This window comes from Streptomyces sp. NPDC052687 (assembly GCF_040678395.1).
Lineage (GTDB): Bacteria > Actinomycetota > Actinomycetes > Streptomycetales > Streptomycetaceae > Streptomyces.
The window spans coordinates 239,455-251,043 of record NZ_JBFATR010000004.1 but is presented as its reverse complement, the minus strand read 5'-3'; the positions used below and the strand labels follow the sequence as shown (position 1 = coordinate 251,043).

Genomic DNA, 11,589 nt, shown 5'->3' with positions numbered 1-11,589 from the left:
GCAAGTGTTGCAGCAAGGGTCGTGAAACCAACGGAAAGAAGTTTCACGACCCTTGGCCGACCGCTCTGCTAGCAGCTGGACTTGCCGGCGTAGAGGGCGAGCGCGGTGTTGGCGCCCAGGGTGGCGGTGAACTGGCCGCTGGAGTTCACCGTCACGGTCGTGTTGTTCTGCACGTTGCAGTACGTGCCCGCGGGCAGCGAGGTCTGGTAGGTGCGGGTCAGGGAGCCGGACTCGTGGTTGATGGCCACGTATCCCTTGTTCCCGCGGCCGAACGCGATCGCGTCGCCGCCGTTGTCCCACCAGTTGGTGACCGCGGTGCCGCGGGTGGCGTTGCGGAAGGCGACCATGCGCTCGATCTCGGGCCAGGCGTGCTGGCACTTCCAGCCGCCCTGCCAGCAGGCGTCCACCCGGCCGTTGTTGGGCGGGCCGGCGTCGTGGTCGGTGAACTCGTAGCCGGAGTTGATGTCGGGGGCGCCGTAGGGCCAGGCCAGCATGAAGACGCTGGCCAGGGTGTAGTTGGCGCCGTCCTTGTAGCTGAGCGTGGAGCCGTTGCGCTCGGTGTCGTGGTTGTCGACGAAGACGCCCGCGACGCCGCCGCTCAGGTAGCCCCAACCCTCGCCGTAGTTCTTGAGGTAGGCGAGGTTCTCGTTGGTGAAGACGCGCTTGAGGTCGTAGGCGTAGCGGAACTCCTGGACGTCGCCGTTGCCGGTGTACTCGGTGGGCTGGACGGCCTCGCCGGCGCCGTAGATGACCTCCTGCTTCCAGTACGCGGAGGGGTTGGTCAGCCGTGACTTGATGTTCGCGAGGTCGGCGGCGGCCATGTGCTTGGCGGCGTCGATCCGGAAGCCGTCGACGCCGAGCGAGAGCAGGTCGTTCATGTACCCGGCGATGGCGCCGCGGACGTAGTTCTCGCCGGTGTCCAGGTCGGCGAGGCCGACGAGTTCGCAGTTCTGGACGTTCCAGCGGTCCTGGTAGTTGGTGATCTGGCCGGTGCAGTTGTCGAAGTCGTACGACGAGTACAGGCCGGGGTAGGTGTACTTCGTGTACGACGAGCCGCCGGTGCCGGTGCCGTTGCCGGCCGCCATGTGGTTGATGACGGTGTCGACGACGACCTTCACGCCGGCCGCGTGACAGGTGTCGACCATGTTCTTGAAGGCGGTGCGGTCGCCGAGCCGTCCGGCGATCTTGTAGCTGACCGGCTGGTAGGAGGTCCACCACTGGGACCCCTGTATGTGCTCGGCGGGCGGGGAGACCTGCACGTAGCCGTAGCCGGCGGGGCCGAGGCGGTTGGTGCACTCCTTCGCCACGGAGGCGAAGTTCCACTCGAAGAGGACGGCCGTGACGTCCTTGGTGCCGGGCGGGGCGGCGTGGGCGGCGGTGGCGGGGGCCAGGAAGGCGGCCGCCGCGGCGAGCGCCAGGGCGCTCGAAACGGTTCTGCTGATGGCCATGTGGGGTTCCTTCACCATCGAAGGGGTCGTTGAAATCTTGCAGAAACCTTGCGGTGGCCAGATGTTAAAGGCCCGCTGCCCAAAAGGGCAGCGGGCCGTCGGAAGTTGCTGCAAGAAGTTACACAGCCGTGCTGAACCACACGGTGGTGTCGGCGGGCACCTTCACCTCGCCGTCGCCCTCCTGCACCTCACCGCTGGCGAGCAGCGGCCGCCCGTACGCCGGGGTGGTCACCGACTCGCCGCCGGTGTTGGCGACGCAGACGAAGTCCCCGCGCCGGAAGGCCAGGACGCCCTCGGGCGCCTTCAGCCACTCGACGGCGTCCCCGGCGCCCAGGTCGGGGTGGTCGCGGCGGACGGCCAGCGCGGTGCGGTACAGCTCCAGGGTGGAACCGGGCACCCCGGTCTGCGCCTCGACGCTCAGCTCGGCCCACTCGGCGGGCTGGGGCAGCCAGCTGCCGCCGCTGCCGAAGCCGTACGACGGTCCGGTGCGGGTCCACGGGATCGGCACCCGGCACCCGTCGCGGAAGCCGTCCTGGCCCGCGCCGCGGAAGTACGCCGGGTCCTGGCGCACCTCGTCGGGCAGGTCGACGACGTCCGGCAGGCCCAGCTCCTCGCCCTGGTAGATGTAGGCGGAGCCGGGCAGCGCCAGCATCAGCAGGGTCGCGGCGCGGGCCCGCCTCAGGCCCAGTTCGCGGTCGCCGGCGGTGCGGATCTGAGTGCCGAGGCCGGGCGGGTTGGCGAACCGGGTGGCGTGCCGGGTGACGTCGTGGTTGGACAGCACCCAGGTGGCGGGGGCGCCGACCGGGCGCATGGCCTCCAGGGTGCGGTCGATGACGGTGCGCAGTTCCTTCGCGTCCCACTCGGTGCCCAGGTACTGGAAGTTGAAGGCCTGGTGCAGCTCGTCGGGGCGGACGTAGTTGGCGGTGCGCTCGACGGTCGGCGTCCACGCCTCGGCGACGAAGATGCGCTCACCGGCGTACTCGTCGAGGATCAGCCGCCACTGGCGGTAGATCTCGTGCACGCCGTCCTGGTCGAAGAACGGCATGACATCGTTGCCCAGCAGCTTCAGCTGGTCGTGGGCGCCCAGGTCGGGCAGGCCCTCGGCCTTCACCAGGCCGTGGGCGACGTCGATGCGGAAGCCGTCGACGCCCATGTCCAGCCAGAAGCGCAGGATCGAGCGGAACTCGTCGCCGACCGCCGGGTGGTCCCAGTTGAAGTCGGGCTGCTCGGGGGCGAACAGGTGCAGGTACCACTCGCCGGGGGTGCCGTCGGGCTCGGTGACCCGGGTCCAGGCGGGGCCGCCGAAGATGGACTCCCAGTCGTTGGGCGGCAGTTCGCCGTTCTCCCCCTTGCCGGGGCGGAAGTGGTAGCGGTCCCGCAGCGGGGAGCCGGGGCCCTCGGCGACGGCGCGCTTGAACCACTCGTGCTGGTCGGAGGAGTGGTTGGGCACCAGGTCGACGATGATGCGCAGGCCCAGCTCGTGGGCGTCGCGGATGAGGGCGTCGGCGTCCAGGAGGTTGCCGAACATCGGGTCGACGGCCCGGTAGTCGGCGACGTCGTATCCGGCGTCGGCCTGCGGGGAGGCGTAGAAGGGGCTGAGCCACACCGCGTCCACGCCGAGGTCGCGCAGATACGGCAGGCGGGAGCGTACGCCCTCCAGGTCGCCCATGCCGTCGCCGTTGCTGTCGGCGAAGCTGCGCGGATAGACCTGGTAGATCACCGCGTCCCGCCACCAGTCGCGGCGCTTGGCGACGGTGGCGACGGCGGAGTTCGGTGCCGGGTCGGCAGTGTGCTGGCTCATGGCGTCCTTGATCTGTAACCGATTCGAGGTCATGGAGGCGTGGGTACGGCGGCAGGGGGCGTGGGGTGAGAGGCGGCCCGGCCTCGGTGACAGCGGGGTTTGGGGGTTCCCCCTGCTCGAGCGAAGCCGAGAGCTTGGGGGAGGACACCGCGCCGGGCCGCCACCCGCGCGGTCAGGGCGCGGGAGTCTTCTCGAGCAGGGCCGTCAGCCCTTGGTGCCGCCCGCGGTGAGTCCGGTCACCAGGTTCTTCTGCACGAGGTAGAAGAACGCCGACACCGGGATGGCGATCAGCACCGCGGTCGCGGCCATCAGGTTGCGCTGGGCGTCGTGCTCGCTGACGAAGCTCTGCAGGCCGACGGCGAAGGTGTACTTCTCGTCGTCCAGCAGGAACGTCGTGGCGAAGGCGACCTCGCCGAAGGCGGTGATGAAGCTGTAGAAGGCGGCGACGGCCAGGCCCGGCCGGGCGAGGGGCAGGATCAGCCGGAAGAAGGTACCGAACGGGGAGAGCCCGTCGACCCGGCCGGCCTCGTCGATCTCGAAGGGGATGGTGTCGAAGTACCCCTTGAGCAGCCACGCGCAGTACGGGACGGCGGTGGAGCAGTAGACGAGGATCAGGCCGAGGTAGGTGTCGATGAGCTGGAGCTCCGACAGGATCTGGTACATCGGCACGATCAGCACGGCGATCGGGAACATCTGGGTGCACAGCAGCACCCACATGAACTTCCTGTAGCCGGGGAAGCGCATCCTGGAGACCGCGTAGCCGGTGGTGGCCGCGATCATCACGCCGATGACGGTGGTGCCGAGCGAGACGATCAGCGTGCTCTTCAGCCAGTCGAAGAAGTTCGTCTCCTGGAGCACGAAGCTGTAGTTGTCCAGGGTCATCGTCGACCAGATGCGCCCGGGGTGCAGATAGTCGTCCTTGTCCGGGCCGAGGGACAGGAAGACCAGCCACACGATCGGGAAGAGGGCGATCAGGCTCGCGACGGTGAGCAGGCCGTGGGAGAGGAGGGTCCGGGCGAGGCCGCGCTCGCCGCGGCGGCGCGCCGGGCCCGGCGCGGGGGCGGGGGCGGCCTGGTCCACGGCGGTGGACTGGGTGACGGTCGTGGTGCTCATGGGGGCTCCTGCCTCAGATCGCGGCTTGCTCATCGCGGTTCAGCCAGCGGCGGTAGAAGGAGGTGAAGACGATCAGGATGCCCAGCAGCAGGATGCCGTAGGCGGCCGATTCGGCGAACTCGCGCGGCTGCTGTCCGAAGCCGAGCTGGTAGGCCCAGGTGACGAGGATCTGCGCGTCGGGGGCGGTGTTGCCGAACAGCAGGAAGATGATGGCGAACTGGTTGAACGTCCAGATGACGCCGAGCAGGACCACGGTGGAGCTGACCGAGCGCAGGCCGGGCAGGGTGACGTAGCGGAACTGCTGCCAGCGGGTCGCGCCGTCCATCTCGGCGGCCTCGTACAGGGTGCTGTCGATCGACTGCAGGCCGCCGAGCAGCGAGACCATCATGAACGGCACACCGCACCAGGTGTTCACCATGATCGCGGCGAACCGCTGCCAGAAGGTGTCCTCCAGCCAGGCCGGGCTCGGCAGGTGCAGGAAGTCGAGGGCGGAGTTGATGATGCCGCTGTCGGCGAGCATGAAGCGCCAGCCGAAGACGGTGACGAAGGTCGGCACGGCCCACGGCAGCACCAGGATCAGCCGGTAGAAGGTGCGCCCGCGCAGCTTCTGGTTGAGCAGCAGGGCGAGGCCGAGCCCGATGGAGTAGTGCAGGGCGACGCAGGCCGCCGTCCAGAAGATGGTCCAGATGAAGTGCGACCAGAAGCGGTCGTACGCGGTCTCGCCCCAGAGGATGTCCGCGTAGTTGTCGAACCCGATGAACTTGTAGGTGGCCTCGATCTCGTTGACGCCGATGGTGCGGGCCGAGTTCAGGCTGTCGGCGTCGGTGAGCGTCAGGTAGAGGCCGTAGCCCAGGGGGTACAGCACCAGGGCGCCGAGCACGACCACCACCGGGGCGATCATCGCGTAGGCGTACCAGTATTTCTGGTAGCTGTGCTTGAGACGGCGGCCCAGGCCGGGCCGGGGACCGCGGTCACCGCTCCGCTTGCCGGTCGCACGGTCGATGGCGACTGTCATGGTTCGACACCTTCTGGAAGATTCGGTACGGCTCACAGGCCGATGGCCGCCGGATCCTTCCCCCTCTGTACTGGAGGATCCGGCGGCCACGCGGGCTTACTTGCTGAAGTCCGGGACCAGCTTGGCGATCGCGGTCTCAGCGTTGCCCAGACCCTCGTCCAGGGACACCTTGCCGCCGGCGATCTTCAGCAGCTCGTCGTCGAGCGGACCCCACAGCGAGCTGTACTCGGGCAGCGCGGGACGCGGCTGGGCGGCGGCGAGCACCGTCTGGTAGCCGGCGATGCCCGGGTCGGCCTTGACCTGCTCGGTGTAGGCGTCGTCGCGCGTCGGCAGCGTGTTGTTCTTCAGGGCGATGGTCTCCTGGGCCTTGGCCGAGGTCATGAACTTCACGAACTTCAGCGCGGCCTTCTGGTGCGCCTCGTCGGAGCCCGCGTAGACGGACAGGTTGTGGCCGCCGGTCGGGGCGCCCGCCTTGCCGGTGGAGCCGGCCGGGACGGTGGCGATGCCCAGGTTGCCCTTGTCCTTGAAGGCGGAACCCTTGTAGAAGTTCGTGATCTCCCACGGGCCCTGGATGATCGAGGCGACCTTGCCGCTGACGAACGCCTCCTGGATGTGGGCGTAGGCGTCGGCGGTGGTGTCGGCCTTGTGCAGGCCCTTGCCGTCGAAGAGGGACTGCCAGGTGGCGTAGCCCTTCTTGGCGGCGGGCGAGGTCACCGTGATCTTCTTGGCGTCGACGTCGACGGTGTCGGCGCCCTCGCCGTAGAGGAAGGACTGGGCGTAGTAGGCCTGGGTGGAGCCCCAGTAGCCGTCGACGCCGGTCTTCTCCTTGATCGTGGCGGCGGCCTTCTTCAGGTCGTCCCAGGTCTTGGGGGCCTCGACGCCGGCCTTCTCGAACAGTTCCTTGTTGTAGACGAGGGCCAGGGTGTCCGTGGTGAAGGGGACGCCGTAGGTCTTGCCCTCGTACTTGGCCTGCTCGATCAGGTTGGGCTTGAACTTGTCCTGCTCGGCCAGGGCCTCGGTGCCGTCCAGCGGCAGGAAGAAGCCCTTCTTGGCGAAGGCGGGGGTCCAGCCGACCTCGGAGCGCAGCACGTCCGGGGCGCCCTTGGAGCCGGCGGCCGTGTCGAACTTGTTCTGCGCCTGGTCGAAGGGCACGTTGACGTACTTGACCTTGACGTCCTTGTTGGCGGCCTCGAACTCCTTGACCAGGGCCTTGTACGTCGGCGCCTCGTTGGTCGCGTTGGAGGTGTCCCACCAGGTGATGGTGACCGGCCCGTTCGAGCTGTCGCTGCTGTCGTCGCCGCCGCAGGCCGTCGCCGCGAGAGCGAGGGACGCCACCAGCGCGGTGGCCGCTATGCCACGCCGCATGAGTTCTCCTTGAGGGTAAAGCCCGTGAGGTGGGCCGCCAGGGAGGCCCTGACAGGAGGCGGCCCCGTCTGCCGCTTCCTGTCGACTTGCCGACTGCGCCGTTGCCGCCGCCGGGCGACGTGAACGTAACAGCGATGCAATAGTTGCGAAAGACCTTGCAGAAAAAAAGTGCAAGGCATCGCCGAAGTTATCCGGGCGTGACCTGTCGTAGACCGCTGTGAGACCGTTGTTCTACGGGGTTGAGCGGGCACGGACCGTGTTGTGCAAGACTTGCAAGCTCTTGCTGTTCTTTTCAATGAGGGGACGCCATGTCGCAGCAACCCGCAGCGCGCCGGTCAACCGCTCGCACCCGGCGTCCGTTCGGTGGGCAAGGGGAGACCCGGCCGGTACAGTCCCACCCTGTGACCACACGGCTTGCGGACATCGCTGCGCAGGCGGGGGTGAGCGAAGCGACCGTCAGCCGCGTCCTCAACGGGAAGCCCGGCGTCGCCGCCACCACCCGCCAGTCGGTGCTGGCCGCGCTCGACGTACTGGGCTACGAGCGCCCGGTGCGGCTGCGGCAGCGCAGCGCCGGACTGGTCGGGCTGATCACGCCCGAGCTGGAGAACCCGATATTCCCGGCCCTCGCCCAGGTCATCGGCCAGGCGCTGACCCGGCAGGGCTACACCCCGGTGCTCGCCACCCAGACCCCCGGCGGCTCGACCGAGGACGAGCTGACCGAGATGCTGGTGGACCGCGGGGTCGCGGGCATCATCTACGTCTCCGGACTGCACGCCGACACCACCGCCGACATGCAGCGCTACGAGCAGCTGCGGGCGCAGGGCGTGCCCTTCGTCCTCGTCGACGGCTTCTCCCCGAAGGTGCAGGCGCCGTTCATCTCCCCCGACGACCGCGCGGCGATGACGCTCGCGGTGACGCACCTGGTCTCGCTCGGCCACACCCGCATCGGCCTGGCGCTCGGACCCAAGCGGTTCGTGCCGGTGCAGCGCAAGATCGAGGGGTTCGTCCGGGCCGTGCAGGAGCAGCTGGGGCTGACCGCCGAGGTGGTCGAGTCGGAGCTGATCCAGCACTCGCTGTACACGCTGGAGGGCGGCCAGGCCGCCGCCTCCGCGCTGATCGGCCGGGACTGCACGGCGGTGGTGTGCGCCAGCGACATGATGGCGCTGGGGGCGATACGCGCGGCCCGGCAGCTCGGGCTGGACGTACCGAAGGACATCTCCGTCGTCGGCTTCGACGACTCCCCGCTGATCGCCTTCACCGATCCGCCGCTGACCACCGTCCGCAAGCCGGTCCCGGCGATGGGGCAGGCCGCGGTGCGCACGCTGCTGGAGGAGATCGGCGGCACCCCGGCGCCGCACAGCGAGTTCGTGTTCATGCCGGAGCTGGTGGTGCGCGGTTCGACCGCCTCCGCCCCGGTGCACCGCCATCGTCCGTGACACGGCCGTGAATCCTCCGCCGGGCGGAGGGGCGCCGGCGGGCACCGTGCGGTCGTAGTACGCCGATATGTCCGCCGGGTGGAGAACGTGCGTCCGGAACCCGACCGGGGGATGATCGGGAGGGGAACGCTTTTCTGGCAGACTCTGTGCCCATGAGTGAGACGACCGTGACGACACCGGAAGGCCCTGCCGAGGCCGTTCCGCACCACGTCGCGGACGATGTCACGGACGAATCGGGTCAGACCGCGCGCAGCGTCCTGCGCCGGCTGCGCAGCCCGCGCCGTCCCCGGCTGTGGTTCGAGATCCTGCTGATCGCGGTGAGTTACTGGACGTACTCGCTGATCCGCAACGCCGTACCGGAGCAGAAGGCGGAGGCGCTGCGCAACGCGGACTGGATCTGGAAGGCCGAGCAGCAGCTCGGCATCGCCGTGGAGCAGTCCGTCAACCACGCGGCCAACGCCGTGACTTGGCTGATCGTGGGCATGAACTACTACTACGCGACGCTGCACTTCGTGGTGACGCTCGGCGTGCTGGTGTGGCTCTACCGCAGCCACCCCGGCCGCTACGCGGCGACGCGCCTGGTGCTGTTCGCGACCACGGGCGTCGCGCTCGTCGGCTACTACCTGTATCCGCTGGCCCCGCCCCGCCTGATGACCGGCGGCGGCTTCATCGACACCGTCCTGGTCCACCAGACCTGGGGCTCCATGGCGTCCGGCGACCTGAAGAACATGTCGAACCAGTACGCCGCGATGCCCTCGATGCACATCGGCTGGTCCCTGTGGTGCGGCGTGACGATCTTCGCGCTGACGCGGGTGCCGTGGGTGCGGGTGCTGGGGCTGGTGTACCCCGCGGCGACGCTGGTGGTCATCGTCGCCACCGCCAATCACTTCTGGCTCGACGCCGTGGGCGGCGTGCTCTGCCTCGGCTTCGGCTACACCGTCGCCCGCGCCTGGTACGGCGCCCTGCCCCACGCCCTCCCCCGGCTGGTCCACCAGCCCGCGGCGGCCCCGCACCGGAGCGCCCTGGAGCCGACGAAGGCGTGACCGCCGCGCCGGGGACCGTGGGGACCCGGCGCTATCGCGCCGTCGCGCGACGCGCGTCCTGGCGCGGCGCCGCGCCGCCACCCTCCGCCGCCTCCCTCAGCGACTCGATGAAGGCCGTCAGGGGCGGCTGCGCGGGTGTGGTCGGGCGCAGGGCGGCCAGGATGGTGCGGGCCGGCGTCGGGGGCTTCAGGCGGCGGACGGTGACGTCCGGGTGGGGCGTGCCCAGGCCCAGCCGGGGGATCAGGGTGACGCCGAGGCCGGCGGCCACGAAGCCCTGGGCGGTGAGGTAGTCCTCGCTGTCGACGACGAAACGGGGGCGGAAGCCCGCGGCCGCGCAGGCGGCGAGCTGGGCGTCGAGGCACGGTCCGGGCCACTCGCTGCCCACCCACGGCTCGTCGGCCAGCTCAGCCAGGTCCACGCTCCGCCGGGCGGCCAGCGGGTGCCCCTTGGGCAGGACGGCGAGGTAGGGGTCGTCGAGCAGGCGCAGCAGGCGTACGCCGTCCCGGGCGCCGTCGTCCTCGCCCACCACCAGCGCGATGTCGGCCCGGCCCTCGCGGACGTCGGTGAGGGGGTCCTGGGGGTCCGCGAGGCGGAGTTCCACCTGCACGCCGGGGTGCAGCGTCCGCAGCCGCGCCACCGCCGGGGCGACCAGCGCCGCGCCCGCCGTGGCGAAGTACCGCACCGACAGCCGCCCGGTGCGCCCCGCCAGCAGGTCGGCGAGCGCGGTCTCGGCCTCGGCGACCCGCCGGGCGATGGCGTCGGCGTGCTCGGTCAGCAGCAGCCCCGCCGCCGTGGGCCGCACGCCCCGCCCCGCCCGCTCCAGCAGGTCCGTGCCGGCCTCCTTCTCCAGGGCCGCGATCTGCTGGCTGACCGCGGAGGGCGTGTACCCGAGCCGCGCCGCCGCCGCGGTCACCGAGCCGGTGCCGACCACGGCCCGCAGCACCTGCATCCGTCGCACATCAAGCTGCATGTAGCCCAGCTTAAGCGGCTTGCAGAACTTTTCACTTGTCCTGAAGGGAGAAGGCGTCCAGCGTGGAGCCATGCCCCTCGCCTCCACGCTCCGTATGGCCGCGCTCGCCCTCCTCTGGGGCTCGGGCTTCCTCTGGATCAAGGTCGCCCTCGACCACGGCCTCTCCCCCGCCCAGATCACCATCGCCCGCTGTGTGCTCGGCACCGCCGTCCTGCTGCTCCTGGCCCGCTGGGCCGGCCAGCGGCTGCCGCGCGACCGGGCCACCTGGGGGCGTCTGGTGATCGCCGCGCTGTTCTGCAACGCCCTGCCGTTCGCCCTGTTCGGCATCGGCGAGCAGACCGTCGACTCGGGTGTCGCGGGCGTTTTGAACGCGACGACCCCGCTGTGGTCCCTGCTGATCGGCGTCCTGCTCGGCACCGAGCGGGGCCTCGGCCGGGCCCGCCTGGCCGGACTGCTGCTCGGCTTCGCCGGCACGGTGCTGATCTTCGCGCCGTGGCAGCGCTCGGGCCTGCTCGGCTGGGGCGCGGCGGCGCTGCTGGCCGCCGCCGCGAGTTACGCCGTCGCCTTCGCCTACATGGCCCGGCATCTCACCGACCGGCGGGCCCCGCTGGCCCTGTCCGCCGCCCAGCTGCTCACCGCCACCGCGTGGAGCGCGTTCGCCCTGCCGGTGGCCGGCCCGCTGGACGCCGACGCCACCGCGCTCCTCGCGGTCACCGCCCTCGGTGTGCTCGGCACCGGCGTCACCTTCTACCTCAACTACCGCCTCATCGCCGACGAGGGCCCGACGAGCGCGGCCACGGTCGGCTACCTGCTGCCGGTGGTGTCGGTGGCGCTGGGCGCGCTGGTGCTCGGCGAGCAGGTCGGGGCGCGGGTGGTGGCGGGGATGGCCGTCGTCCTGCTGGGCGTGGCGATGACCCGGCGCACCCCCGCCCCGCGGGACGCGGCACCCGCGGCCCCGGCGTACGACGCCTCGAAGGCCGGCGTCCCGGAACGGGGCGTCCCGGGGGGCGGCGTCTCGGAGCGGGGCGTTTTGGGGGGCGGCGTATCGGAGCGGGGCGTCCCGGAGACCGACGTCTCGGAGCGTGAAATACGGGAGCCTGGCGTCCCGGAGATCGACGTCCCGGAGCGGGGCGTCAGGGAGCCTGGCGTCCCGGAGACCGGGCGTCCCCGAGCGTGACGCCTGGCAGCCCGGCGTCCCGGAGCGGGACGTCCCGAGGACCGGCGCCCCGGAGCGCGACGCGCGGTAGCCGGCGTCCCGGAGAACGGCGTCCCCGAGCGTGACGTACGGGAGCCTGGCGTCCCGGAGCGGGGCGTCCCGAGGACCGGCGCCGCGGAGCGTGGCGTCCCCGAGCGTGACGCCCGGCAGCCTGGCATCCCGGAGCGGGACATCCCGAGGAC

The 11,589-nt window shown here is 70.5% G+C and carries 9 protein-coding genes; 3 read left to right on the top strand and 6 right to left on the bottom strand.

Features of this window, described 5'->3' with window-relative positions; translation table 11 throughout:
- Positions 1 to 68: 68 nt before the first annotated feature.
- From AB0K92_RS07390 to AB0K92_RS07370, 5 genes are all read right to left on the bottom strand, one after another.
- Positions 69 to 1,448: an alpha-amylase family protein gene (locus AB0K92_RS07390; protein WP_365920284.1), complete on the bottom strand. Its 1,380-nt coding sequence runs from the start codon at positions 1,446 to 1,448 to the stop codon at positions 69 to 71.
- A 118-nt stretch (positions 1,449 to 1,566) separates the two neighbouring features.
- Positions 1,567 to 3,249: a glycoside hydrolase family 13 protein gene (locus AB0K92_RS07385; protein ID WP_365920282.1), complete on the bottom strand. Its 1,683-nt coding sequence runs from the start codon at positions 3,247 to 3,249 to the stop codon at positions 1,567 to 1,569.
- A 204-nt stretch (positions 3,250 to 3,453) separates the two neighbouring features.
- The gene (locus AB0K92_RS07380) at positions 3,454 to 4,362 is read right to left on the bottom strand and encodes an ABC transporter permease subunit (RefSeq protein WP_365920280.1); all 909 of its coding nucleotides are present in this window, start codon (positions 4,360 to 4,362) and stop codon (positions 3,454 to 3,456) included.
- Between the two features lie 13 nt (positions 4,363 to 4,375).
- Positions 4,376 to 5,377 carry a sugar ABC transporter permease gene (locus tag AB0K92_RS07375; RefSeq protein WP_365920278.1) on the bottom strand — a complete coding sequence of 334 codons (1,002 nt, stop codon included), beginning with the start codon at positions 5,375 to 5,377 and terminating at the stop codon, positions 4,376 to 4,378.
- 96 nt (positions 5,378 to 5,473) lie between these two features.
- Positions 5,474 to 6,742: an extracellular solute-binding protein gene (locus AB0K92_RS07370; protein WP_365920276.1), complete on the bottom strand. Its 1,269-nt coding sequence runs from the start codon at positions 6,740 to 6,742 to the stop codon at positions 5,474 to 5,476.
- Between the two features lie 401 nt (positions 6,743 to 7,143).
- Here AB0K92_RS07370 and AB0K92_RS07365 point away from each other — a divergent pair, with 401 nt between their 5' ends.
- A complete protein-coding gene (locus AB0K92_RS07365) occupies positions 7,144 to 8,178 on the top strand; it encodes a LacI family DNA-binding transcriptional regulator (RefSeq protein WP_165997795.1) in 1,035 nt (344 codons plus the stop codon).
- 152 nt (positions 8,179 to 8,330) lie between these two features.
- Positions 8,331 to 9,221: a phosphatase PAP2 family protein gene (locus AB0K92_RS07360; protein WP_365920274.1), complete on the top strand. Its 891-nt coding sequence runs from the start codon at positions 8,331 to 8,333 to the stop codon at positions 9,219 to 9,221.
- A gap of 31 nt (positions 9,222 to 9,252) precedes the next feature.
- Here AB0K92_RS07360 and AB0K92_RS07355 read toward each other — a convergent pair whose 3' ends face one another.
- On the bottom strand, positions 9,253 to 10,170 hold the full coding sequence (locus tag AB0K92_RS07355; protein WP_365920357.1) for a LysR family transcriptional regulator: 918 nt from the start codon (positions 10,168 to 10,170) through the stop codon (positions 9,253 to 9,255).
- Between the two features lie 91 nt (positions 10,171 to 10,261).
- On the opposite strand from AB0K92_RS07355, the gene AB0K92_RS07350 reads away from it, so the two are divergent.
- A complete protein-coding gene (locus AB0K92_RS07350; RefSeq protein WP_365920272.1) occupies positions 10,262 to 11,368 on the top strand; it encodes a DMT family transporter in 1,107 nt (368 codons plus the stop codon).
- The last annotated feature ends 221 nt before the right edge of the window (positions 11,369 to 11,589 follow it).